The sequence below is a fragment of the Congregibacter variabilis genome (assembly GCF_045689235.1).
In the GTDB taxonomy this organism is placed as follows: domain Bacteria; phylum Pseudomonadota; class Gammaproteobacteria; order Pseudomonadales; family Halieaceae; genus Congregibacter; species Congregibacter variabilis.
The window spans coordinates 663,476-688,336 of record NZ_CP136864.1; the positions used below are offsets into that span (position 1 = coordinate 663,476).

Genomic DNA, 24,861 nt, shown 5'->3' on the forward strand with positions numbered 1-24,861 from the left:
TTACTTTACGCGCTAAGCCCCGAGCGCTTTGTAGACGGCGCTTTCAAACTCGAAAAACAAAGCTGAAGACGCGGCGTCCGCGAAGGGCAGTATCTGGCTCATATAGGCCCCGCCTATTCCGTTCACCGGGTCAATCCAATAGTAACTGTTGGCCAGTCCTGCCCACATTAATGTGCCCGCAGGTCGCCCGGTAAACCCTGCAACTTCATTGATTTGAAAGCTCAAGCCCCAGCTCTTTGGGTCCCCGGGGAAAAACTCTCCGTCATTGCTCATGTTTGGGGCACAAGACCGCATTGCTTGCACGCGCAGCTCGCCAATCTGGTTAGTGCACATCTCGGCCACTGTATTGGCAGCCAAAATACGGGTGCCATCGAGCTCCCCTTTGTTCAACAGCATGCGAAGAAAGCGGCCATAGTCGTGCATGGTGCCCTTGAGACCACCGCCCCCTTCATCGAACTCTCGTTGGTCTGTTTGCTCCAGCGGCAAGGGCGCCAAAGAGCCGTCAGGCAGGCGAGCGTGCAAATGCGCGGCGCGCTCAAACATCGAATCGTTGTAGTCAAAATGCGTATCGCTCATACCCATGGGACCGCAAAGGAATTCATCAAAATAATCGCCCAAACGCATTCCACTGACGGCTTCAACCATCTGCCCTACCCAATCAATACCAATGCCATAGCGCCACTGGCTTCCCGGGTCGAACATCAAGGGTTGTCGCAGTGCGGCTTTTTGCTGGCTTGTAATGTCCGGCGAACCGGTGGTTTCCAACCAGCGAGTACATGCTGTATCCCACATGTGATAACTGTAGCCAGAGGTATGCGTGAGGAGGTGTCGCAGCGTCACCGCAGTGCTTGGCGCACGGGTCACAGGCTCGCCATTGTCATCAAACCCACTGAGTACTTGCGCCGCAGCTATATCCGCACAAACCTCTCCCGCGGGGGCGTCCAGGGAGAGCCTGCCCTGCTCTACCAGTTGCATGGCCGCCGCAGCAGTCAAGGCTTTGGTCATGGAGAATATCTTGCCTACGGTGTCAGTGCTCATCGCGACTCCGCCGCCTAGCTGACGCTCGCCGAATCCGCCTTCGTAGCGGATGCCCTCGCGATCCACAACGATCGCCGTTACACCGGGAGCTGCACCTTGGGCTACTCCCTGCCTGAGAACGCTGTCCAATTGTTCTTTCATATCCACTTCGCCCTGATGACTGATCGTGAGGAAGTCTGGAGCATTCTTTATCCCTGTCAAGGAAGCCGTGACTGTGGCCATAACCAAATCGTCCAAGCTTATAAAAAACTAAAATAGTGGCGTCTCTGCAGCTTTGGTAGAGTGCGCGCTCATTTGCAAACACAGCTCCCATGTATCAATACGACAAACTAGATCAAACCATTGTCAACGAGCGCGTAATCCAGTTTCGAGACCAGACTGAGCGATACCTGCGCGGTGATCTGTCTGACGCCCAGTACCTGCCCTTGCGTTTGCAAAATGGCCTGTATGTGCAGCGTTTGGCGCCGATGTTGCGGATCGCAGTGCCTTATGGACTTATCAGCAGTGCGCAGTTACGGGCCATTGCTGACATTAGTCGCCGCTACGATAAGGGCTATGCTCACATCAGTACGCGTCAAAACATCCAGCTCAATTGGCCGCAGCTTGAAGATGTTCCGGATATTCTTTGCGACCTGGCTGCGGTGCAAATGCACGCTATTCAGACCAGCGGGAACTGCATTCGCAACACCACGACAGACCAATTTGCCGGCGTTGCTGCTGATGAAGTTGTCGATCCACGACCCTACTGCGAAATCATTCGTCAGTGGTCTACCTTGCACCCCGAATTCGCGTTCTTGCCGCGAAAATTCAAAATCGCGGTTAATGGTGCAGAGGAAGATCGAGCCGCCATACATTTCCACGATATTGGCATAGAGCTTTATCGGAACATGCACGGAGCCGTGCGCTTGAAGTTTCTTGTCGGTGGCGGGCTTGGCCGAACCCCGGTGGTTGGATCAGTAATCAGGGATGATGTCGCTACCGAGCATTTGCTGACCTATCTCGAAGCGATCCTGCGGATTTACAACCTCCACGGTCGTCGAGATAACAAATACAAAGCACGCATCAAAATCCTCGTAAAAGCCATGGGTATAGAGGCATTTCGGGCAGCGGTGGAGACAGAATGGGCGACTAATCGCGACGGACCTAACACGCTGACAGACGCTGCACTTGCGGCGGTGGCTGCGCACTTCACTGCGCCTGAATATACGGTTGCTGACGGCGCGCAGGAGTCAGCGTTTCTAGCCAAGGCCTGTGCCAGAGAGCCGCTTTTTTCCGGATGGGTCAAACGTAACACCACGGCCCATAAGCAGCCGGGTTATCGCGCGGTCACGGTGACACTGAAGGCAACCGGGCAAGCACCGGGCGATGTGAGTGCGGCTCAGATGGACGCCCTGGCAGAACTTGCAGATCAGTTTTCCTATGGCGAACTTCGCACCACGCATGAACAAAATATTGTGCTGGCGGATGTTCGGGAAAGTGAACTCATGGCCCTGTGGCAGGCGCTGCAACCTTTGGGGTTGGCCGCCTCCAACGCCGGTCATATTACAGACATGATTTGCTGCCCCGGCGGGGACTTTTGTTCTTTGGCCAACGCAAAGTCGATCCCTGTGGCGCAGGCACTTCAGGAGCGATTTGAAGCCATGGATTATCAATATGATCTTGGGCCGATAGAGCTGAACATCAGTGGTTGTATGAACGCCTGTGGTCACCACCATGTGGGACACATTGGCATTTTGGGGGTGGACAAGAAAGGTCAGGAGTTTTACCAGGTGTGCATTGGTGGATCTCAGGCCGGTAACGCCAGCGTGGCGCGCATCCTGGGCCCCTCTTTCAGCCGTGCTGACCTACCTTCTGTCATAGAAAAACTACTGGAGCGTTATCTGGAGCTTCGAGAGTCAGATCAGGAGCAGTTTCTGAGGGTTTATGAGCGATGTGGCATAGAGCCCTTTAAGGATGCCGTTTATGGAAAATCTTGAGCAAGGCCCGGGAGCAACGCTCCGGACAACTTCAGATGCTTTGCAAAGCTACACGCTGCAGCACTGGGTAGAGGCCGGAAAGCCCGCCTCCTGTGCAGTAGAGGTCGCGGGAGAAGATGATCTGGCACCGCATTACCCTGCCCTCGTGCTCGTATCTCGAATAACTATCTACTTCGCCGGTTTCATGGACGGTCGGGGTTTTAGTCACGCAGGAAAGCTGCGTCAGCTGGGATTTACCGGTGAGCTTTTTGCCGATGGTGATGTGCTGCCTGATCAGTGGGTGTTTCTGGAGCGCTGCGGCTTTGATGCAATACGCGGCGGCGAAGTCGCGTCCAGCGCCCACGCCCTCCCCGGTTTCACTGAGCGCTATCAAGCCGATGCACGGGAGTTGGATCCGCTGTTTCGGCGCAAACGTAGCGCTTAATCAGCTTTGTGTGCTCGGTGACCCCGAGTGCCTGCTACACTCAATGCCCGGTTCATCAAACGGCGTGCTATGGATCCGAGCTCAGTCACTTTTGCTTTCTTTTTGATCTTCAGCGGTGCTGCAGTGTTGGCGTCTATCGCGCTGTATACCCGTCAACCTCTGATCATTGCGTATATAGCTCTGGGCGCCCTCATAGGCCCATCCGGTTTTAGTCTCGTAACCGATTTAAAGCAGTTATCGGATATTGGGCATATAGGTATTATTTTTCTGCTGTTTCTTCTTGGCCTCGATATGCAGCCTCAGGCCCTGTTTTCCACCATACGCAAATCCACCGTGGTGGGTCTTGCCAGCTCCGCTATATTCTTTGTGCTGTCCTGGTTGCTGGCCAGCCTGTTTTTTGAAGGCCCTGGTGAAACCGCCATAGTCGCAGTGGCGATGATGTTCTCTTCAACCATCATCGGCATAAAACTGCTGCCCACGACAATTCTGCATCACCGCCACATCGGTGAGATGATGATCGGCCTGCTGCTGCTGCAGGACTTACTGGCAATCATCGTGTTGGTTTTGATTATGGCCAGCGGTAGTGCAGAAGAAGGTGAGGCTGCTTGGCATATCGCTAAGGTTCTGCTCGCTCTTCCCTTGCTCGGTCTTATCGCCTGGGCGGTAGTGCATTTTGTGCTCCTGCGGCTGATTCAGCGCTTCGATCGTTTTCATGAGTACATATTTTTGCTGGCCATTGGCTGGTGCCTGGGTATGGCCGAGTCAGCCCAGGTCCTGGGGCTGTCCGCTGAGATTGGCGCTTTTGTGGCTGGAGTGAGTATTGCGACAAGCCCAATTTCACAATACATAGCGGTAAACCTGAAGCCCTTGCGGGATTTTTTTCTGATTCTGTTTTTCTTTGCGGTGGGGGCTCGTTTCGATCTGGCGATGCTTGAGCAGGTGTGGCTCCCCGCGGTATGCCTTGCGGCACTTGTACTCACGATGAAGCCCGTTACCTATCGTTTACTACTCAAAGGCATGAGTGAGCGTCGCAGCCTCGCCTGGGATCTGGGGTTTCGGCTTGGGCAGGCCAGTGAGTTCTCGCTGCTTATCGCCTATATCGCCTTTGATGCCGGCCTGCTTGGTCTCAAGGCCTCCCTCACTATTCAGGCAACCACCATCATCACTCTTTTGGTGTCGTCCTACATCGTCGTATTGAACTATCCAACACCCATCGCCATTAGCGATCGCTTGCGCCGGGACTAAAACGCCCACCGTCAGGCTTGTCGTCCCGCCTCAGCACCAGAGCTGTTCCAAGCAAAAAGCACCCACAAAAAAGCCGGCTTTCGCCGGCTCAGTGATCGTTCTGTAATAAGACCTATAGTTGGGCTTCCAACTCAGGTAGGGCATCAAAAAGGTCTGCAACCAAGCCGTAATCAGCAACCTGAAAAATCGGTGCGTCCTCATCCTTGTTGATCGCAACAATCACTTTGGAATCCTTCATACCCGCCAGGTGCTGGATAGCGCCGGAAATACCTACCGCGATGTACAGATCAGGAGCAACGATCTTACCGGTTTGCCCTACCTGCATATCATTGGGAACAAAACCCGCGTCAACGGCAGCACGTGAGGCGCCAATGGCAGCTCCCAGCTTATCTGCGATGCCATCTAGCAGTTTGAAGTTGTCGCCATTTTGCATGCCGCGCCCGCCCGATATAACCACCGCCGCTGCGGTGAGTTCGGGACGGTCTGACTGGGCAATCTCCTGACTCACAAAGCTTGAAATACCTGCATCGTGAGAGGCATCCACCGCTTCCAACTCCGCATTGCCACCCTCTGCGGACGCAGCGTCGAACGCTGTAGTACGCACAGTGATTACTTTCTTGGCGTCTGCACTCTGTACAGTAGCGATCACGTTGCCTGCATAAATGGGGCGCTTGAAGGTGTCGGGTGATTCCACGCTAATGATGTCGCTGATCTGTGCCACATCCAGCAACGCTGCAACACGCGGCATGATGTTTTTGCCGTTACTTGTCGATGCAGCCAAAATATTGTCGTAGTTTGCACCCACGTCTGCGATAAGGAGGCTCACGTTCTCTGCGAGCTGCGTTGCATAGGCGGCGTTATCCGCGCAAAGCACCTTGCGGATGCCAGCCACGGCCTGAGCTGCAGATGCTGCGCCTGCGCAGTCCGCTCCTGCAACCAGAATATCAATGTCTGAGCCCAAGGCCTGCGCTGCCGCAACGGCGTTAAGGGTGGCTACGTTCAAACTGCTATTGTCGTGTTCTGCTACAACGAGAGTACTCATCAGATCACCTTCGCTTCATTTTTCAATTTGTCGACCAGTTGCTCAACCGACTCCACTTTGATACCCGCAGAGCGCTCGGGTGGTGGCTCGACCTTTACCAGACTCAGGTGAGAGGTGACTGCCACCCCCAGTTCCTCGGGCGTGAGCACGTCGAGCTGCTTCTTTTTGGCTTTCATGATGTTAGGCAACGATGCGTACCGTGGTTCATTCAAGCGCAAATCTGTCGTGACGATGGCCGGTAGATTCAGGCTGACGGTTTGCATGCCCCCGTCAACTTCCCGAATCACATTAAGTTTTCCATCTTCAACCTTGATCTCCGAGGCGAAGGTTCCCTGCGGCATACCTGCCAGTGCGCCCAGCATTTGCCCGGTCTGGTTGTTATCACCATCAATAGACTGCTTGCCCAGTATCACCAGGTCCGGTGATTCTTTGTCGACGATACCCTTGAGAAGTTTCGCTACGACGATAGGCTCAGGGCTGCCTTCTACTTCAACCTGAATGCCTCGGTCAGCACCCAGTGCCAGAGCCGTCCGGATCTGCTCCTGACAGCTTTTCTCTCCCACAGAAACGGCAATCACTTCCGTGGCGACGCCTGCCTCTTTAAGCCGCACAGCCTCTTCTACTGCGATTTCGCAGAAAGGGTTGATCGACATCTTGACGTTGTTCAGATCGACATCTGAACCGTCAGCCTTGGCGCGTACCTTAACGTTGTAGTCGACGACACGCTTGACTGCGACGAGAACCTTCATATTGTCTCCCGTGAATGGGTTGGTAATGTTGAGGGACGGCAGAAGTGCTGCCCCTTGGAAAAGCGGGGGCAAATGGTGCCGACATTGCCTGCGCAGGTCAATAGCGACCTTTCTTGCAAACGCAGACCGTAATGATAGCGGAAATAGAGACTTGACCTGTGTCGTGATTCCTATTAACCCCCTGATGATATGCCTGTGGCCTTAAAGGGCCTCAAAACTCTATAATTAGCGCCTAATTGACTCGGCGTCCGGTCCCGGGCGCTACACCACAGCAAGAGGGGTAATACAGTGGAACGCGAATCCATGGAATTCGATGTTGTTATCGTGGGCGCAGGTCCGTCAGGGCTCTCTGCGGCGTGCCGAATTATGCAGTTGGCACAGGAAAACGACCGCGAAATTACTGTCTGCGTGGTGGAAAAAGGCTCGGAGGTTGGCGCACATATCCTCTCTGGTGCCGTGCTGGAGCCCCATGCTTTAAACGAGCTGTTCCCGACCTGGGAAGAAATGGGAGCACCTCTAAAGACAAAAGTCACCGAAGATCATTTTTACTTTTACACAAGCGAGAAGTCGGCGACTAAGCTACCGAATTTCGCTATCCCAAAACCTACCCATAATGATGGAAACTACATCGTCTCTATGGGCAATGTCTGCCGCTGGCTGGCAGAGCAGGCCGAGAACCTTGGTGTAGAGGTATACCCGGGCTTTGCCGCGTCAGAAGTACTGTACGGCGACGATGGATCAGTCAAGGGCATCGCTACGGGCGATATGGGCATCAGCGCAGCAGGTGAGCAAAAAGATAGCTACATGCGCGGTATGGAGTTGCACGCGCGTTACACCCTGTTTGCCGAAGGCTGTCGAGGACATCTCGGAAAGCAGATTATCAGCAAGTTTGGCCTTGACGATGGCAAAGACCCACAGCATTACGGTATCGGCATCAAAGAGATCTGGGAGATTCCAGCTGACAAGCACCAACCGGGGCTCGTGGTACACGGCCTTGGCTGGCCATTGAAAGAAAGCGGCTCCAGTGGCGGCGCTTTTCTGTATCACGCCGATGACAACCAGGTTTACATCGGCCTTATTACCGATCTTAACTACAGCAACCCTCATGTATCACCTTACGAGGAGTTTCAACGCTGGAAGCATCATCCTGAGACCTTGAAGTACCTCGACGGCGGCACCAGGCTTAGCTATGGCGCTCGAGCGATCGCCAAAGGCGGGATCAATTCCCTTCCACAGATGCAGTTCCCGGGCGGCTTATTGATTGGCTGCGACGCCGGCACTCTCAACGCTGTGAAGATTAAGGGCAATCACACAGCCATGAAGAGCGGCCTCATAGCCGCAGAAGCCGTAGTCGAGGCTCTAATGTCCGATGCGCCACCGGCTCAGCTAGACAGCTTTGAAACCAAGATGCGCGACTCCTGGTTATTTGACGAGCTCCATAGCACGCGTAATTTCTCGGGTTATATGCACAAGTTTGGCTTTATGCTCGGAGCGGCAATGGTGTGGATAGATCAAAACATCTTTGGCGGTAAGGTGCCGTTTACACTGCATGACAGCAAGCCCGACTACGCAGTTTTAAAGCCGGCGGCCGACTGTGCAAAAATTGATTATCCAAAGCCTGACAATGTCGTTAGCTTCGATCGACTCTCATCGGTCTTCCTCTCGAATACGAATCATGAAGAAGATCAACCCTGTCACTTAACCTTGGCAGACAGCAGTATCCCCATCGAATCGAACCTGCCTCTGTTTGATGAGCCTGCGCAACGCTACTGCCCGGCAGGGGTGTATGAGATTGTCGAAGATGCCGACGGCAAGCGGTTTCAGATCAACGCACAGAACTGCGTTCACTGTAAAACCTGCGATATCAAGGATCCTGCGCAAAACATCACCTGGGTAACGCCAGAAGGCTTTGGTGGTCCAACCTACCCCAATATGTAATGCCGTCAGTCGGTGGCGCCGAGGGTGACCTCTTCGCCACCGCTGATGATGTAGGCACGACCGTCTTCGATCACGGCCGCATCCAGAAGGCGATACCAGGCCGCCCGACTTATTTGCGCGCTAAGGCCGTTGGGTAGCTGCACAAAAGGCTCGCCATGCTCGCCTGCACCGTGAAGCGCGTACTCTCCGCCGATGCGGCAGCGTCCCCCTGTGTTCAACAGCACCTGCCAGACGCCGTCACCATTCTCACCCGTCCGCTCACAGTCGACCGCCACAAGAGCGTGGCGCTCAACCTGTATTCGCCATTTTTCTGCCGGCGTCACCAGGTAGTAATGGCCGTCGCTTTCACGGCGCAACAGGGACGCAAAAACTCTCACGAGCCCTTCTCGCTGGATCAATGATCCCTCATGAGTCCAGCTACCGTCGGCAAGGATGCGTATATCTATATCGCCGCTTAGCTCGGGGGACCAGGACGCCAGAGCGCCCGGCTCTGGCAATCCAGAAGTAGAGGAGACTATGGTATTGACCAGACCCTGAAGTGTCTTAGCCAAGAGACCTCCTAGTAGACAACGATCTCAGCGCGCTCGCGGAGACTGTTTTCAAACTGCTGCTGCACAGTGCCACCGGCTTCACCAGCGATGCGCTGACGCAGACTGTCGCGCTCCTGAGCCGCAAGGCCGTCGGGATTGCCACTGCTAACGCGGGCCAACTCGACAAGGTACGTTGCGTCGGGATCAGCATCCACTATTTCTCGTGTGGCGCTTCCCTCTGCGGGCGCGGGCATCGCGAACAACCTCTCACGCACGACCGCCGGCAGGCTTCTGCTGTCCCGGCGTGCGCCCAGCTCGACTTGCCACTGTAAGCCCGCTGCATTCGCAGCTTCCTCGACCGTACTGCCTTCATTCAAGGCAGCCAAGAGCTCCATAGCTTGCGCCGCGGCAGCCTCTTTTGCGAGACGCTCGCGTAACTCCACCTCTATCGCTGAGCGAACCTCAGCCAATGGCCTGAGAGCTGAAGGGCGTCGTTCGGCCACGCGTAACAAGACAAACTGCTCCGGGCTTAACTCAATAACCTCGCTATTGTGACCCGCCTCCAGCACATCGTCTGAAAATGCCGCCTGCAAGACTGAGGGACGGCTAAAAAGCCCCTCTTGCTGTGTGCGACTGATGGGCTCAGACGTTTGAACATCCAGCCCTAACGCTTCAGCGGGGTCGTCCAGATCCGCCGCGTTAAATGCGATATCGCGCAGCCGCTCTACGTCGGCCAGCAGATCCGCCGCTGCGTCCCTGGTCTGAATACGATCTTCGAGCTCTGCCGCGACATCTTCAAAACTGACGCTACTCCCCTCGCGTCGATCAGTAAGCAAAATGATATGCGTCCCTGCTTCGGTTTCCACGGCATCGGATTGCTCACCCACAGCCAGAGCGGCAATAGCGTCCTCCATGGCCTCAGGGAAGGTGTCGCCTGCGGTGTAACCCAAGTCTCCACCGTCCTGCGCAGATCCAATATCGTCTGAGAACTCAGCAGCCACATCGGCGAAGGACATACCCTCTTTGAGTGCCGCCTGAGCCTGCGCAATACGGTCTGCGCGATCCTCGTCGGAGCCCTCAATGAGAATGTGTGACACGCGCGCTTCGGTTGCGAGCTCAAACTCATCTCTGACTAACTCGAACTCTTCGCGCAAACGCGCTTCATCAACCTCTTTGCGGTAGGCATCAAGTCCCAGCTCCAGATATTCGAGAATCACGCTTTCTTCACTTTGAAAACGGTCTGGGTTTTCGTCGTAAAATGCCTCCACAGCGGCATCGCTGAGCTCTACGGAGGCGATAAAATCAAACAAGGGTAGACTGATATAGCGAACGTCACGGCCCTCAAGGGCGATAGATGAGGCCAACTGGAGCTCCGCATCGGTCCCGAAATCACTGCCCGCGATTCCTGCACGTAGTTGGCCAATCTCGATATCCTCAGCCAGACGCTCGCGAAACAGTGCGGGAGTGAATCCGGCACTTGCCAGCGCGCCCTGAAAGAGATCAGGCGAAAATTGACCATCGATCTGAAACTGTTGCATAGACGCAACGATGTCACCAATCGCTTGATCGGATGTATTGAGACCCATATCTTTTGCGGCTTGCTTGATGATTTCTCGTTGGATAAGCGTTTCGAGCGCTTGCTGAGTCAGCTGCGCCTGGTCAAGTAAAGCTGGATCGGCATCGTCACCCAAAATAGACAGCAAGCGCCGCTGCTGGACGGACAGCTCCTGTTGTAACGCAAAGGGCGAAATCTCCTCTCCATTCACCTCTGCAACGCCGTTAGAGCCACCGCTAAACAGCAGTGACTCTATACCAAAGATGGAAAATGAAATTACGATCAGCCCAATGATAACTTTGGCGACCGTTCCCTGAGCATTGGCCCGGATATCCTGCAGCATTGCAATTCGACCCTGAGGTGATGATGTGAAAACTGAAACTACTAATTTATCGCGCGAAGTCTAAGCCTCTACGCACAAGGCGCACCGAGGTGCGCCTTGTATGAGTTTCGCTATTTGAACGCCTGCCTTTCTGTGCACGATCAGTTAACGTGCTTCGGACACTCGCTACGCGACACCTTACTGGTTTACGGCATCCTTCAGGGCTTTGCCAGCCTTGAAACCAGGCACGTTAGACGCTTTGATCTTGATCGTCTCGCCGGTCTGAGGGTTACGTCCGTCGCGCGCGGCACGGTGTTTCACTGAAAACGTACCGAAGCCAACGAGAGACACTTGGTCACCGCGCTTCAAGGTATCTGTAATGCTGTCTACTACTGCGTCCAGTGCACGCCCGGCATCGGACTTGTTGATGTCTGCAGCTGACGCGATCGCATCGATAAGGTCTGATTTGTTCACTAAGGTCCCCTTTTGAATTTTTCATCGCCAATAAAAGACGAATCGTAAAATCGTACTGTTTAGTTATTAAATCGCGCGTGGGCGCAAATCTTGTATCAAGTCTGTTACGGCCAAGTGAACCGGATAACACGGCCTTATGGAGACGTGGTTTACCGTTCCCTGATGGGTCAATCAGACCTAATTCCCCGCAATTCAGCGGCTGCCACTATCAGCCATCCAAGAGACTAAAAGGCGGCGCAGGTAAGTCTGTAATGAAGCACCTCACAGCTGCGAGACTCTATACCAGCGCACTCTAACGGGTCAACTGCAGGCTTGATAAATCACCGTTTTAATGGGTGTTTATGCGATTTTTATCGCCATCACGGCCCTGTTCCGCCTGTGACTGCTCGGTTCCGGCCAGATACTCCTCGTCGCTTAAGGGCACCGGTGGGGTTTCCAAAGCAATTGCCAGCACCTCATCGATCCACTTCACGGCCACAATATCCAGATCCTCCTTAATATTGTCAGGGACCTCCTGAAGATCGCGCTCGTTCTCCTTGGGGATAATGACCGTCTTGATGCCGCCCCGACGGGCGGCAAGGAGCTTCTCTTTTAAACCCCCGATGGGCAGCACTTCACCTCGGAGCGTGATTTCACCGGTCATGGCCACATCTGCACGGACAGGAATCTCCGTCGATACCGACACCAGGGCAGTACACATAGCGACACCGGCGCTAGGACCGTCCTTGGGGGTCGCCCCCTCGGGAACGTGGATGTGCATGTCGTGGCTGTCATGGTAACTCGCCGGTATACCCAGCATCTGGGAACGGCTACGAACCACCGTGCTTGCAGCCTGAATAGACTCCTGCATGACATCACCAAGGGACCCGGTCTTAACGTAACGACCCTTACCGGCCACCGCCGCAGTCTCAATCGTCAGTAGCTCTCCGCCAACCGATGTCCATGCCAGACCCGTGACTTGCCCGATCTTGTTCTCTTCTTCGGCAACACCGTAATTAAACTTCCTCACTCCCAACAGAGTTGAGAGCATCTCAGGCGTCACGGTGGAACCGTATTCGCTTTCTTTGAGCGTGATGGCCTTAACCATCTTGCGACAGATTTTGGCGATTTCTCGCTCCAGTGCGCGCACACCGGCCTCGCGTGAGTAATAACGAATTACGTCAATGAGGGCAGCTTCAGAAATAGTCAGTTCGTCTTCCTTCAGGCCATTGCGCTTCACCTGCTTGGGGATCAGATAACGCTGGGCAATGTTCAGCTTTTCATCTTCGGTGTACCCGGGAAGACGTATTACCTCCATGCGATCGAGCAAGGGCCCGGGAATGTTCATGGTGTTAGATGTGCAGACAAACATAACGTCCGAAAGATCGTAGTCCACTTCCAGATAATGGTCGTTGAACTGGTGGTTTTGCTCAGGATCCAAAACCTCTAACAGCGCTGATGCCGGATCGCCGCGGTGATCCATGCCCATTTTGTCAATTTCGTCTAGCAGAAATAGAGGGTTGCGAACGCCCGCTTTGGACATTTTCTGAAGCAACTTACCCGGCATGGAACCAATATAGGTCCTGCGATGACCGCGTATTTCGGCTTCGTCTCGCACGCCACCGAGGGCCATGCGCACAAACTTGCGATTGGTTGCTCGCGCAATAGACTCGCCCAGAGACGTTTTACCAACGCCTGGAGGGCCTACCAGGCACAATACGGGGCCTTTGACCTTGCGCACGCGTTTTTGCACCGCGAGATACTCGAGGATCCGTTCTTTGACCTCCTCAAGACCATAGTGGTCTGCATCGAGAATATCGGTGGCCCGCTTAAGATCATGCTTGACCTTACTGCGCTTGGACCAGGGAACACTTACCATCCAGTCAATATAGCTACGAAGCACCGATGCCTCGGCGGACATAGGCGACATCATCTTCAGCTTGCCAAGCTCCGCCAACGTCTTGTCCCGGGCTTCCTCGGGCATCTTGGCGTCGGCAATGCGCTGCTCCAGTTCATCAGCTTCGTTGGGCGCTTCGTCCATTTCACCCAGCTCTTTCTGAATAGCCTTCATCTGCTCATTCAGGTAGTACTCACGCTGGCTTTTTTCCATCTGCTTTTTGACGCGACCACGGATGCGCTTTTCCACTTGAAAGACGTCGATTTCCGCTTCCATAAGACCCATGAGGTATTCCAGGCGGGCTTTCACCGACGAGATTTCAAGGATCTTCTGCTTCTGGTCAAGCTCCACGCCCATGTGCGCGGCGATAGTATCGGCAAGCCTTCCCGGCTCATCAATACCCGTAAGCGAGGTCAGTACCTCCGCAGGCACCTTTTTGCTCAGCGTCACGTACTTTTCAAAATTGCTCGACGTCGTGCGCAACAAACCTTCTGCTTCGTCCTCGTCGGGTTCGTCGGCCTCAATTTCGCGCACCCCGGCAACGGTAAATTCGCCATCGTCGTTCACGAAATCAACAGCCGCTCTGAAGCCACCCTCTACCAACACTTTGATGGTGCCATCGGGAAGCTTCAGTAATTGCAGGATATTTGACACGGTGCCAACCTGATAGATGTCGTCGGCGCGTGGATCATCGTCAGAGGCATTTCGTTGTGCGACTAACAGTACTTGTTTGTCATTCGCCATGGCATGCTCGAGGGCTTCAATGGAGCGCTCTCGACCCACAAACAAGGGTAAGACCATATGCGGGTACACCACTACGTCGCGCAGCGGCAGGAGGGGAAGTTCTAGTACGGGGTGCTCGCCCATCGTGTTCTCCAGGTCTAACCAGAAGTCAGGTATGGTATTTCAGACCCATGAATAATGGGGCCGAACGCGAAAATTACAAGGCACGTGCAGGTCGAATGCAGGTCGTCGTTCGACGGACACAAGGCCCGTCACCGAGTTTACTCTTCTGGAGCGGCGGCGCGAACGGGCTCTTTGTTCTGGTAAACCAGCAGCGGCTCGGAATCTCCGCGAATCACGGACTCGTCCACTACCACTTTAGCCACATCGTCTCTGGAGGGGATGCTGTACATAGTGTCCAGCAATACGCCTTCAAGGATCGATCGTAGACCGCGAGCACCTGTCTTACGCTCCATTGCCTTCTCTGCCACTGCACGCAAACCGTCTTCTCGGAAGTCTATTTCAACACCTTCCATATCGAAGAGCTTGCTGTATTGCTTGGTCAGAGAATTGCGTGGTTCGGTGAGTATTTGCACCAGTGCCGGAACGTCAAGTTCTTCCAATGTTGCTATCACCGGCAGGCGGCCGACGAACTCGGGAATCAGTCCGTACTGCACCAGATCTTCGGGCTCCAGATCGAACAGGACCTCGCCCACATTACGCTTCGCGTCCTTACTGTGGACTTCAGCGCCAAAGCCGATACCGCCTTTTTCAGAGCGATCGCGAATCACCTTATCGAGCCCGGCAAACGCGCCGCCACAGATAAACAGAATGCTTGAGGTATCTACCTGAAGAAACTCCTGCTGCGGATGCTTGCGGCCGCCCTGAGGTGGTACCGACGCCACGGTGCCTTCGATAAGCTTCAGGAGCGCCTGCTGAACTCCCTCTCCGGACACGTCCCGGGTGATCGAGGGGTTGTCTGACTTGCGAGAGATTTTGTCGATCTCATCGATGTAGACGATGCCCACCTGGGCCTTCTCTACGTCGTAATCGCATTTTTGCAGAAGCTTCTGGATGATGTTCTCGACATCTTCCCCTACATACCCCGCCTCAGTCAGCGTCGTCGCGTCGGCAATGGTAAACGGGACGTCAAGGAGCCTCGCCAGAGTCTCTGCAAGCAGAGTCTTACCTGAACCTGTTGGGCCCACGAGAAGAATATTGCTCTTTCCAAGCTCTACGTCATCACTTTTTGAACTACCGTGACGCAGACGCTTGTAATGGTTGTACACGGCGACGGACAGCACCTTCTTGGCACGCTGTTGACCAATCACATACTCGTCGAGAATGCCGTTGATTTCCTCGGGGACGGGAAGCTTCTCTTCGCCCTCCTCTGCCGCGCTCTCCTGCACCTCTTCACGAATAATGTCATTGCAAAGATCGACGCATTCGTCGCAAATAAAGACCGAGGGGCCGGCAATCAGCTTTCGAACTTCGTGCTGGCTCTTGCCGCAGAAAGAACAATATAAAAGCTTGCCGCCGTCATCTGATCCGGATGAATCCTTATTCATTGGCTCACTTCGCCTCCCACGATACTGCCAGCGGTTTTAGGTTGATGTTTTTCGTCTCCTAATGCAAGTCGAAGGGCAATATCAGCATGACAAAAGCAGTACTGGATCACTCGCTGCTACCGGTGCTCCGGGCAGTAACGACCTCATCAATCAGGCCATACTCTTTGCTTTGCTCTGCATCCATGAAGCGATCCCGCTCGGTATCACGCTCGATCACCTCCAGTGGCTGACCAGTATGCTCCGCCATCAGGCGATTCAAGCGCTCCCGAATGATGAGAATCTCTTTAGCCTGGATATCGATATCCGTAGCCTGGCCCTGAGCACCGCCGCTGGGCTGGTGAATCATGGTGCGGGCATTGGGAAGGCAGTATCGCTTACCCTTTGCACCACCAGAGAGCAAGAAGGCGCCCATAGACGCGGCCTGCCCAATGCACATGGTGCTGACATCGGGCTTAATGAACTCCATGGTGTCGTAAATCGATAAACCCGCGGTGACGGACCCGCCCGGTGAGTTGATGTACAGATGTATATCTTTGTCGGGGTTCTCGGACTCTAAAAACAGCAACTGCGCCACGATAAGGTTTGCCATGTGGTCTTCAACCTGCCCCACCACGAACACTACGCGCTCTTTTAACAGCCGCGAATAGATGTCGTAGGAACGCTCGCCCCGCGAGGTCTGTTCAACCACCATGGGCACGAGGCCCAGTGATTGCACTGAGGGGGCCATTCCTTCGATGTGTCTCGACATACCTTGTTAGCTCCTGACGTTCTTGCTGTGACTATTGATTAGCCTGTTGACCCAGAGCAATAGCTTCTTGATAACTACACTGGGAATCACTGACGGCAGCAGATTCAAGCAGACGCTCGACTACTTTGTCTTCCAGGACCTTAGACTGTACGGCAGCGAGCTGCTCCTGGTTTGAAAAATACCAGTTAACGACTTCTTCCGGATCCTGATAAGTCGAAGCAATCTCTTCCACTGCGCTGCGCAGCGCTTCTTCGTCGGCTTTCAGTTCGTAATGCGCAATGAGTTCCGCAAGTACCAGACCCAACTTCACGCGCCGGGCGGCATTTTCGGCAAACATATCGTCCGGCAGAATCGACTTAAGGTCCATGCCCTCGGGCGCGGAACCACCGAACTGCTGGAACATCTGATTGCGTAAGGCATCGGACTCTTGAGCAATCAACGCTGAGGGCACTTCCAGGTCGGCGTAGGCTTCTACTACCGCGTCCATAACCTGCTTCTTCACTCGAGCGTCTACTGCATTACGCAGTTCCCGAGCCATATTTTGCTTAACTTCCGCGCGAAACTCCGCCTCATCGTCACCTTCAAGGCCGTAGGCGGCATAAAGCTCTGCATCCAGAGGTGCTAACTGCATCTCCTCAACTTTGTTTAAGGTGACCTTGAACTCCACCGCAGCACCTTTGAGTTCCTCTGCGTGGTAATCCTCTGGAAAACTAAGTGACAGGACCTTCACGTCCCCCGCGCTCATGCCTACAACGCCGTCTTCGAAACCAGGAATCATCTGTCCTGAGCCAAGCTCGAGATCGCTGCCTTCGGCGCTGCCGCCTTCGAATGCCTCGCCATCACGAGTACCCTCAAAGTCGATATTCACGCGATCGCCATCCGCTGCGGGACGCTCGGCTTCTACCCAGCTTCCGCGCTGCTTTCGGAATACTTCGATGATGTTGTCCACATCCTCGTCGGAAACTTCGGCGACCGGCTTTTCTACCGGGTAATCCTTGAGCTCGACAACCTCAACATCGGGAAACACCTCAAAGGTGGCGATGTACTCAAGGTCCTTACCGGCGTCCATACTGCGAGGCTCGATGGTCGGCTGACCCGCTGGCTTTAATTTTTCTTGAGTCACAGCTTCCTGGAAGCTGCGGCTCATTACTTCACCCAGTACTTCCTGCCGAACGCCGGGCCCAAAGCGCTGACGCATCACCTTCAAGGGTACTTTCCCGGGTCTAAAGCCTGGCAAACGCACGTTCTTGACGGCCTGACGGAGGCGCTCATCGACTTGTGTGTCGACGGTTTCGGCCGGTACTCCAACGGTCAGCCGGCGCTCCAGCTTTGACGTTGTTTCTATAGAAACCTGCATAATCTGGTGATCCCTAGTAACTCATTCTTTGGCGGGGCCTTGCATAGCCCCTGATTGGTGCGGAAGGAGAGACTCGAACTCTCACGCCATAAGGCACTGGAACCTAAATCCAGCGCGTCTACCAATTCCGCCACTCCCGCATAACTGACCAGGCGACTCAAAGGACCTTCGGGAACCCTTAAATACACCCGCAAAACATTGATATTTCTGGAAATTTATCGAAAGCAGGGCCGCAGCCGGGTACCTCCGAGGGGCGCGATTTTGCCACAGGCGTCCGTTGGCGGCAACATGCTTTCAACAGGTAAGGCACTCTGGGTCGAATTCATAGCCCCCTGAGAGCCAATCGCGCAATTCCTGAGCTGCCACACTCTCGGCAGTTGCCAGAGAATCCAATTCCTTGCGCTGCTCTGAGCTCAGCTCATCGAGACGTCGTTCCCCGAGCGCACGACAAGCATCTATTAACTGATCGTTTATACCAGCCTCCCCTAGCGCCTCAGGGGCCAACTCGGACAGCCGGGAGTAGAGCGCGGGCAAAGAAGACAGGGCCGGAAGTGACAGCGCAGGCTGATTCATCGCATTACACCAGTGGCTGGCAATCAAATCGCCAATGTCTGCAGATCGCCCACTCAACTGTTGCACATAGAGATGCGGCGACCGCGCGCGGCTGTCATTGACAGGGTAATTGTCCCAAATTGCGACCTGTCCCCCGCAGTCCCTGTGTACTGCTTCGAGGTCTGCCGGGCTGATGGACTCCGAACATACCGCCGGACCTGTCCAGAAGACTTCATAGGCACTATCTAATTGCTCGTAAAGTGACTTTACATAGCCTTCGGGTCTTTGGCCAAATATCTCATCAAGGACCGGGTCATCGCTGTAATAGCTGGGGCAAACGCGTAAGGCCATGTCGGTATCGCTGACCCAATGACGAATATCAGCACAAATCTCTGCCTGACGGGCCGCAAGGCTGTCAAGATCGCCCGGCATATCGTCAAAAAGAACCGCCAGACCTGTCACCCCTAAGTCCCTTATCTCACCGACCTTGGTCTTTAAGGCGCGCTGCGTCGCCCGGTTGTAATCCAGGTAAAGCTCAAAAGGCGACAGGCCGACCTGGAATGAGAGTTTACTTTGTGCGCAGCGCCGACCAACCGCCATAAGATGCTCTCGCTCGGATCGCGGCCAGGATCGCTGCCAGGCCTTGCGCAGATAGGCGTCTGCTTTCGGCGCGTACAGGTAAGCGTCGATGCCGATAGCAGGTAGCCACCAGGCCATCAACAGTCTGGAGGCTTCTGACCATGGCCGACCATAAAAGCCCTCCAAAACACCCAGCATGGGTTTATCAGCCGTCATATCTCTCTTTTTAACTCCCTAGGGCTATTAAAAAAGCATTGCTATATGCTTAAACGAACTAATTTTTCATGAACAAAGTATGGAATATTCCCGATTAATCGCTTTACTATAGCCATGACCCCATTTCCTCGCAGGGATGGTATGTCACCGGAACAAACCCAATGTTCCGTTGTAGAGGATTAACTTCCTTTATGTTTCACTCCTAATGGTCTTATTGGGCTCCTCTTGGAGCCCACTTTTTTATCAAAAAAACCTAACTATCAATACGTTATGGTCGGTTCTTACCGTAATTTGTCATCCTAAGATATCTCATGCGTTACCCCTCAGTATTGACTGAGGACCATGCACTCTCTCCTAGTGCAAAAATGGTTTTACGATATTTTTCAAGCGATTAGAGTAAAAACCTTAGGCGTGACGGCATCCAAGGCTTGGATGCTACATCGTATGAGTAGGCCGATCCGAGGCGAGCATGCCTGCAAGGTGCTCTTCTATTTTGGAGTTCGCTGCGGCGTCCTGCTCGGAAAACTGCACGCCAATACCAGAGGTACGATTCCCCTGAGCGCCCCTCGGAGTAACCCAGACCACCTTCCCGGCAATAGGAATCTTGTCGGGCTCCTCCATCAAGGTCAGTAGCATAAAAACTTCATCGCCAATTTCGTAGCTTTTATTGGTAGGGACAAAGAGTCCGCCGTTCTTGATAAACGGCATATATGCAGAATAAAGGACTGCTTTGTCCTTTATGGTCAGAGAAAGAATTCCCTGATGGCCTGACGATTGATCACTCATGATAACGGAGACACGCTTTTGAGAGCCTTGAGTGTAGCATCGCGTTTATCTGTCCCAAAGCCTATTGATCACAGACGTTGCACTAAACCTGAGAAGATCTACGTTGGGGTTGGTCCCGCTACGCTTTGCCGCCCGCAGCCCTGCGATGGTTTCAAGTGCTGCGAAGCCCCTTTGAGCCTCCCCGGATCGAAGTTTGCCCGCTGGCAATTCTCGCAGCCACCCTTGCAGGTTGCTTTCCAGTACATCAAGAGCGCTATCGGGCTGAACCTTTGCGACTGCTTGCTCAAGCGCGGGCGACGGGCGACCATCTGTCAAGATAGCCTTGGCCGTACTATACAAACCGATGAGTGCATCTGACTCGTCACTTTGCAGTTTTTCCATCGCATCCAATGGCCTTCCAGCACACAGTTCAAGCATTTCATCTATGGGCTGACTACTGGATGTCTCACCGTCAAGCGCATCCAGCAACCACTCTCGACTATGCAGCATGCTGGGTGACGGCAGCTGCCATCGCTGACAGCGGGAGCGTATTGTGGCCGGCAATGGATAACCGCTGGCACACACCAAAATAATAAACGTTTCCGACGACGGCTCTTCCAGGCATTTCAGAAAAGCATTAAATGCCGCTTGTGTCAGTGATTCTGCGGGGGAAATCAGCATTACCTTGGAGCGGCCCAGCGTGGGCGTGCCAGCGGCAAAGCGAATTACCTCCCGCACCGCATCGATGCCGATGGCCTTACCGGTCTCTACCGGCACAACAGTCAGCAGGTCCGGATGCGCTCCGCTCGCACTCAGGGTGCAGGTTTTACAGTTCCCGCAATTCCCATCGCAACCCCTTTCACTGCACAGCAAATGCCGCGCTAGAGACAGGGCTAGTCGATTTCTGCCTGTTCCTGGCTGGCCTTCCAGGAGCATTGCGTGGGGCAGTCGCCCGTTTGCGTACTGGGTAGTCAGGCTACTCCAGATCTCTGTATGCCAGGGAAGACATCGAGACTGGGCTGGGGGGATGATCAGCGGCGGTAATTCCAGCATCAGCTATCTACCAATGGGGGGCACGCTAGCAAGTCCTCGACCACGGCCTGCAGAGAAGACTCTACTTCAAAGAGCTCTGCGGACGCATCGATGATCTGATAGCGCCCGCTACTGCGCCGGGCCCGGGATAGATAAGACTGTCTTACGCGCTCAAAAAACGCATGATCCTCTTGCTCAAATCTGTCCAGCGCTCCCCTGCCCCTGGCCCGCGACAGACCGATCTCTGCCGGCACATCAAGTAATAAAGTCAGATCGGGACGCAGTCCGTTCTGCACCAACTCCTCCAGAGCACTCACGGGCGCCTCTCCCAAACCGCGCCCAGCACCCTGGTAGGCATAACTTGCATCGGTAAATCGATCACACAGCACCCATTGCCCTCGTTGCAACGCTGGCACGATGCATTCACTAAGATGCTGGGCGCGAGCGGCAAACATCATCAGTAACTCCGCAAGAGGATCGATATCAATCTCTGACGGCGCCAATAAAGTCTCACGCAATTGCTCCCCAAGTCGGGTCCCACCGGGCTCACGCGTACAGACAATGTCGACGTTGGCTTCACGCAAGCGTTTTTCGACATAGGCCATTGCCGTACTCTTGCCCGCCCCCTCGCCACCCTCCAGGGTGATAAATAAGCCTCGCTGACTCACTGCTACTTGTTCTCCGGTGATGATCGATAGTTGGCTCGTCGCGATAATTGAAAACGACGCACGGCATCTTCGTGCTCTTTTAGAGTTGCGCTGAACTCATGGCTACCATCACCCCGGGCCACAAAATAAAGGGCATCACCCGGTGCCGGGTCCACCGCCGCCATCAGCGCGTCCCTTCCTGGCAGGGCAATAGGACCCGGGGGCAGGCCGTGATGACGATAACTGTTGTAAGCATTACTCGCGTCGTTCAAATGCTTGCGCTGCAGATTACCCTGAAATGCGTCACCAAGTCCGTAGATCACGGCGGGATCCGTTTGTAAGCGCATGCCCAGCTCAAGTCGGCGGACAAAGACACCGCCAATGGCTGGTCTTTCCTGCGCTAGCCCGGTTTCTTTTTCTATGATGGACGCCATGATCAGAGCTTCATAAGGCTCACTGTAAGGCAATTCTGCTCGCCGTTGCTGCCAAGCATGTGCAAGCGCTTCTTCCATCAAACGATGAGCCTCAGACAACAACTTGAAATCACTGTCGCCGCGCTCGTATTGATAGGTCTCTGGCAAGAAGTACCCTTCAGCGCTCGCTGCGGGAGCCACCAGATCCAGCAAGCGACTGTCGTTTGCCCCTGCAAGGGTGCTCCGAATTCCTTGGCTGGCCTGAATAAGTGCCAGGGCATCAGACAGGGTAATGCCCTCCGGCAAGGTCACCAGGTAGCGAACAGTGTCCCCGCTTTGCAGCAATGTGAGGAGTCCCTCGGGGGTTATCCCCTGATTTAAACGATATTCCCCACGTAGAATTCGACTGTCTGCTCCCAGCAATCGGCCCATGATATTGAGCAGTCGTTCGTGATCTAGGACGCCTCTTTTTGCGAGATGCCGTGACAACCGGCTCAAGCTGTCGCCTGGCTCTACCTGCAGAACAATGCCTTCTGCAGGTAGTGTGAGGGGTCGCTCCCACCAGTCGCGCAACAACACTGCGCTGGCGACAAGCGCTACCAAAAGCAGGACCACCGCCAGGCTTAGATTGCGCAGCAAAACTGAGCCTCTCGCTTGTAAGTACGCTGAAGCTCTCTCACTACGGCCGATGGCTCAAAGCTGTGCTCATCCCACTGCGCCACTTCGCGAATACCTACGACGGTGTTGCAGATAAACATGGCATCAGCAGCCTCCAGCTGCGCCGCCTTCAAAGTGCCCTCTTCAGCAGACAATCCCAGTTGCCCGGAAAGTTGCTCCAGGATCAGTCGCCGTCGGGTACCGAGCACACCGCTGCGATTGCAATCGGGAGTCAGCAAGGTTCCGCCGTAAATCGCAAATACATTGGCATTACTGGAGCATTGGTAAGATCCATCGGCAAGGCGTAGCAGTACGTCGTCAACATTTTTCTCCTGCGCCTCTGCAGCTGCCATGACCTGCTCCAGACGATTGCAATGCTTGAGGCCCGCCAGCAGGGGTTGCTCGCCCATGCGTATCGACGAGGTCAGCACAGTCGCAGCTTGCGCCACCTGAAAAGGTTCGCGACCCAGCTCCGAATACATGGTGCTTATGTTTACACCAGCATTCTTTGTAGGGGCGTATCCTCTTCGGCCTCCCCTGCGACTAACCGTAATGCGAAGAACGCCGGCATTGCCAACACAGTTGCCGAGTGCCTCAACGATGGCTGTTTGGATGTCTGCAATACACACCTCGATGCCCAGACGCTCGCCTCCAAGCTTCAGTCTATCCAGATGCAGCTCTGGCCAGAGAGGGGTGCCGCCAACAACCAGTAGAGTTTCAAAAAGCCCATCACCGTAAAGAAACGCACGGTCCGTGGCGGGCACCGATGCCGTGCATTGCTCGGTCATCCCAGGTGTCAACTCGCCGCTTAAACGCGACCGAATATCAAGGAGCCGTTGGTGCCACCAAAACCGAAAGAGTTAGAGAGGCTGTGAGTGATGGTCATTTCCCGCGCGGTGTGGGGAACATAATCCAACACGCAACCCTCGCCTGGCTTATCCAGATTAATCGTCGGTGGAGCCACCTGATCACGAACGGCAAGCACCGCAAACACCGCCTCTACCGCACCGGCGGCTCCAAGGAGGTGTCCGATCATGGATTTTGTAGAACTCACCGCAACGGTCTCGGCAGCAGTGCCGAACACCGACTCCACTGCGCGGCTCTCAGCAACATCACCAGCAAGTGTAGATGTGCCGTGGGCGTTCACATACTCGATGCTTGCGGGGTCTAGTTGTGCGTCCAGCATCGCGTTGCGCATAGCGTCCGCTGCACCGCGACCATCTTCAGGAGGAAGTGTCATGTGATAGGCATCGCCGCTCATACCAAAGCCACATACCTCGGCAAAAATATGCGCACCGCGAGCCTTGGCACTTTCGTATTCTTCCAGAAACATCATTCCCGCACCGTCGCCCAGCACAAAGCCATCGCGATCCGCATCCCAGGGACGAGAGGCCGCCTGCGGGTCATCATTGCGAGTGGACAACGCACGTGCGGCGGCAAAGCCACCCAGGCCGACTTTTGTGGTCGCCATTTCGGCGCCACCGGCTAACATCGCGTCAGCATCACCCTGAGAAATCATACGCGCGGCAAGGCCAATATTGTGAGTGCCACTGGTACATGCCGTGACGATGGCAATATTGGGGCCACGCAGACCATAGCGAACCGACAGGTTGCCCGCGATCATATTGATAATCGATCCGGGTACAAAAAACGGCGAAATGCGTCGTGGACCGGCGCTATTCACAATCTCCGAGTTTTTCTCTATCTGGCCGATGCCACCAATACCCGAGCCAATCGCACAGCCTACACGGCCGGCATTTTCCTCGCTTATGGTGAAGCCAGAGTGGTCGAATGCCTGAATACCTGCGGCCATGCCGTACTGCACAAAGGTATCCATCTTTCGCGCGTCTTTGGCTGGCAGGTACGCTTCGATATCAAAGTCCCGAACGCTCGAGCTAAACCGTGTGCTGTAAGCGTCGACATCAAAGGTCTCTATGGGGGCAGCGCCGCTACGTCCCGCAAGTATCGATGTCCAACTTGACTCCACATCGTGCCCCACGGGAGTGACCAAGCCCATCCCCGTCACAACTACCCGTCTTCCCTTCACCATTGATCTCCCTTCGATGACGATTCACCGTCAACTTACCGTGTATACACAAACAGAAAAGCCGTGATACCTGGCGGTAGTCACGGCTCTTCACGTGCTAAACGCGTAAACGCGCTAGCGATGCCCTCAGGAGAGGTGCTCGTTGATATAGTCGATTGCCAACTTGACGGTTGTAATCTTCTCAGCTTCCTCGTCAGGAATTTCAGTTTCAAATTCCTCCTCAAGGGCCATGACAAGCTCTACCGTGTCAAGCGAGTCTGCACCAAGATCTTCAACGAACGAAGCCTCGGTCTGTACTTCTTCTTCTTTGACGCCGAGCTGCTCAGCGACGATTTTTTTTACGCGTTCTTCAATGCTGCTCATGATCCTCGAATACTCCTGCTGAAGG

Annotated in this window: 22 protein-coding genes and 1 tRNA gene; 4 read left to right on the forward strand and 19 right to left on the reverse strand. The window is 54.5% G+C overall.

Annotated elements, in window-relative coordinates; translation table 11 throughout:
• Positions 1-12: 12 nt before the first annotated feature.
• Complete coding sequence (locus tag R0135_RS03005; RefSeq protein WP_407348783.1) at positions 13-1,260, reverse strand: serine hydrolase domain-containing protein; 1,248 nt, start codon at positions 1,258-1,260, stop codon at positions 13-15.
• Positions 1,261-1,349: 89 nt separating this feature from the next.
• On the opposite strand from R0135_RS03005, the gene R0135_RS03010 reads away from it, so the two are divergent.
• The 3 genes from R0135_RS03010 to R0135_RS03020 all read left to right on the forward strand — a co-directional run bounded on the left by R0135_RS03010 (position 1,350) and on the right by R0135_RS03020 (position 4,683).
• Positions 1,350-3,014 carry a nitrite/sulfite reductase gene (locus R0135_RS03010; RefSeq protein ID WP_407348784.1) on the forward strand — a complete coding sequence of 555 codons (1,665 nt, stop codon included), beginning with the start codon at positions 1,350-1,352 and terminating at the stop codon, positions 3,012-3,014.
• Positions 3,001-3,438 carry a DUF934 domain-containing protein gene (locus R0135_RS03015; protein ID WP_407348785.1) on the forward strand — a complete coding sequence of 146 codons (438 nt, stop codon included), beginning with the start codon at positions 3,001-3,003 and terminating at the stop codon, positions 3,436-3,438. The genes R0135_RS03010 and R0135_RS03015 overlap by 14 nt, the downstream gene beginning before the upstream one ends.
• Before the next feature lie 69 nt (positions 3,439-3,507).
• Positions 3,508-4,683 carry a cation:proton antiporter gene (locus R0135_RS03020; RefSeq protein WP_407349869.1) on the forward strand — a complete coding sequence of 392 codons (1,176 nt, stop codon included), beginning with the start codon at positions 3,508-3,510 and terminating at the stop codon, positions 4,681-4,683.
• Positions 4,684-4,795: 112 nt separating this feature from the next.
• On the opposite strand, the gene R0135_RS03025 is transcribed toward R0135_RS03020, so the two are convergent.
• Together R0135_RS03025 and R0135_RS03030 are read right to left on the reverse strand one after the other, a co-directional pair.
• Positions 4,796-5,725, reverse strand: a complete 930-nt coding sequence (locus tag R0135_RS03025; RefSeq protein WP_407348786.1) for an electron transfer flavoprotein subunit alpha/FixB family protein — start codon at positions 5,723-5,725, stop codon at positions 4,796-4,798.
• On the reverse strand, positions 5,725-6,474 hold the full coding sequence (locus R0135_RS03030; RefSeq protein ID WP_407348787.1) for an electron transfer flavoprotein subunit beta/FixA family protein: 750 nt from the start codon (positions 6,472-6,474) through the stop codon (positions 5,725-5,727). Before R0135_RS03030 ends, R0135_RS03025 begins: the two co-directional genes overlap by 1 nt.
• A gap of 288 nt (positions 6,475-6,762) precedes the next feature.
• On the opposite strand from R0135_RS03030, the gene R0135_RS03035 reads away from it, so the two are divergent.
• The gene (locus tag R0135_RS03035) at positions 6,763-8,412 is read left to right on the forward strand and encodes an electron transfer flavoprotein-ubiquinone oxidoreductase (RefSeq protein WP_407348788.1); all 1,650 of its coding nucleotides are present in this window, start codon (positions 6,763-6,765) and stop codon (positions 8,410-8,412) included.
• 5 nt (positions 8,413-8,417) lie between these two features.
• Here R0135_RS03035 and R0135_RS03040 read toward each other — a convergent pair whose 3' ends face one another.
• The 16 genes from R0135_RS03040 to acpP form a co-directional block, all read right to left on the reverse strand.
• Positions 8,418-8,963, reverse strand: a complete 546-nt coding sequence (locus R0135_RS03040; protein ID WP_407348789.1) for a DUF1285 domain-containing protein — start codon at positions 8,961-8,963, stop codon at positions 8,418-8,420.
• Between the two features lie 8 nt (positions 8,964-8,971).
• Entirely contained in the window at positions 8,972-10,840 is a 1,869-nt protein-coding gene (locus R0135_RS03045; RefSeq protein WP_407348790.1) for a SurA N-terminal domain-containing protein, read from the reverse strand.
• 177 nt (positions 10,841-11,017) lie between these two features.
• Positions 11,018-11,293 (reverse strand): HU family DNA-binding protein, encoded by a 276-nt coding sequence (locus R0135_RS03050; protein WP_407348791.1) that lies wholly within the window; start codon positions 11,291-11,293, stop codon positions 11,018-11,020.
• A gap of 328 nt (positions 11,294-11,621) precedes the next feature.
• The gene (gene lon, locus R0135_RS03055; RefSeq protein ID WP_407348792.1) at positions 11,622-14,036 is read right to left on the reverse strand and encodes an endopeptidase La; all 2,415 of its coding nucleotides are present in this window, start codon (positions 14,034-14,036) and stop codon (positions 11,622-11,624) included.
• A 137-nt stretch (positions 14,037-14,173) separates the two neighbouring features.
• Positions 14,174-15,460 carry an ATP-dependent Clp protease ATP-binding subunit ClpX gene (clpX, locus tag R0135_RS03060; RefSeq protein WP_407348793.1) on the reverse strand — a complete coding sequence of 429 codons (1,287 nt, stop codon included), beginning with the start codon at positions 15,458-15,460 and terminating at the stop codon, positions 14,174-14,176.
• A gap of 106 nt (positions 15,461-15,566) precedes the next feature.
• Positions 15,567-16,208 carry an ATP-dependent Clp endopeptidase proteolytic subunit ClpP gene (gene clpP / locus R0135_RS03065; protein WP_407348794.1) on the reverse strand — a complete coding sequence of 214 codons (642 nt, stop codon included), beginning with the start codon at positions 16,206-16,208 and terminating at the stop codon, positions 15,567-15,569.
• Between the two features lie 31 nt (positions 16,209-16,239).
• Entirely contained in the window at positions 16,240-17,565 is a 1,326-nt protein-coding gene (gene tig, locus R0135_RS03070; protein ID WP_407348795.1) for a trigger factor, read from the reverse strand.
• A gap of 55 nt (positions 17,566-17,620) precedes the next feature.
• Positions 17,621-17,705, reverse strand: a tRNA-Leu gene (locus tag R0135_RS03075).
• Between the two features lie 154 nt (positions 17,706-17,859).
• Positions 17,860-18,912 (reverse strand): beta-N-acetylglucosaminidase domain-containing protein, encoded by a 1,053-nt coding sequence (locus tag R0135_RS03080; protein ID WP_407348796.1) that lies wholly within the window; start codon positions 18,910-18,912, stop codon positions 17,860-17,862.
• A gap of 435 nt (positions 18,913-19,347) precedes the next feature.
• Positions 19,348-19,698: a PilZ domain-containing protein gene (locus R0135_RS03085; protein ID WP_407348797.1), complete on the reverse strand. Its 351-nt coding sequence runs from the start codon at positions 19,696-19,698 to the stop codon at positions 19,348-19,350.
• Positions 19,699-19,743: 45 nt separating this feature from the next.
• Complete coding sequence (locus R0135_RS03090; protein WP_407348798.1) at positions 19,744-20,730, reverse strand: DNA polymerase III subunit delta'; 987 nt, start codon at positions 20,728-20,730, stop codon at positions 19,744-19,746.
• A complete protein-coding gene (gene tmk / locus R0135_RS03095; protein WP_407348799.1) occupies positions 20,730-21,377 on the reverse strand; it encodes a dTMP kinase in 648 nt (215 codons plus the stop codon). Before tmk ends, R0135_RS03090 begins: the two co-directional genes overlap by 1 nt.
• A 2-nt stretch (positions 21,378-21,379) precedes the next feature.
• On the reverse strand, positions 21,380-22,408 hold the full coding sequence (gene mltG, locus R0135_RS03100) for an endolytic transglycosylase MltG (RefSeq protein ID WP_407348800.1): 1,029 nt from the start codon (positions 22,406-22,408) through the stop codon (positions 21,380-21,382).
• Positions 22,393-23,214, reverse strand: a complete 822-nt coding sequence (pabC, locus tag R0135_RS03105) for an aminodeoxychorismate lyase (protein WP_407348801.1) — start codon at positions 23,212-23,214, stop codon at positions 22,393-22,395. Before pabC ends, mltG begins: the two co-directional genes overlap by 16 nt.
• A 20-nt stretch (positions 23,215-23,234) precedes the next feature.
• The gene (fabF, locus tag R0135_RS03110; protein ID WP_407349870.1) at positions 23,235-24,473 is read right to left on the reverse strand and encodes a beta-ketoacyl-ACP synthase II; all 1,239 of its coding nucleotides are present in this window, start codon (positions 24,471-24,473) and stop codon (positions 23,235-23,237) included.
• A gap of 126 nt (positions 24,474-24,599) precedes the next feature.
• Positions 24,600-24,836 (reverse strand): acyl carrier protein, encoded by a 237-nt coding sequence (gene acpP, locus R0135_RS03115; protein ID WP_008295499.1) that lies wholly within the window; start codon positions 24,834-24,836, stop codon positions 24,600-24,602.
• Positions 24,837-24,861 lie beyond the last annotated feature (25 nt).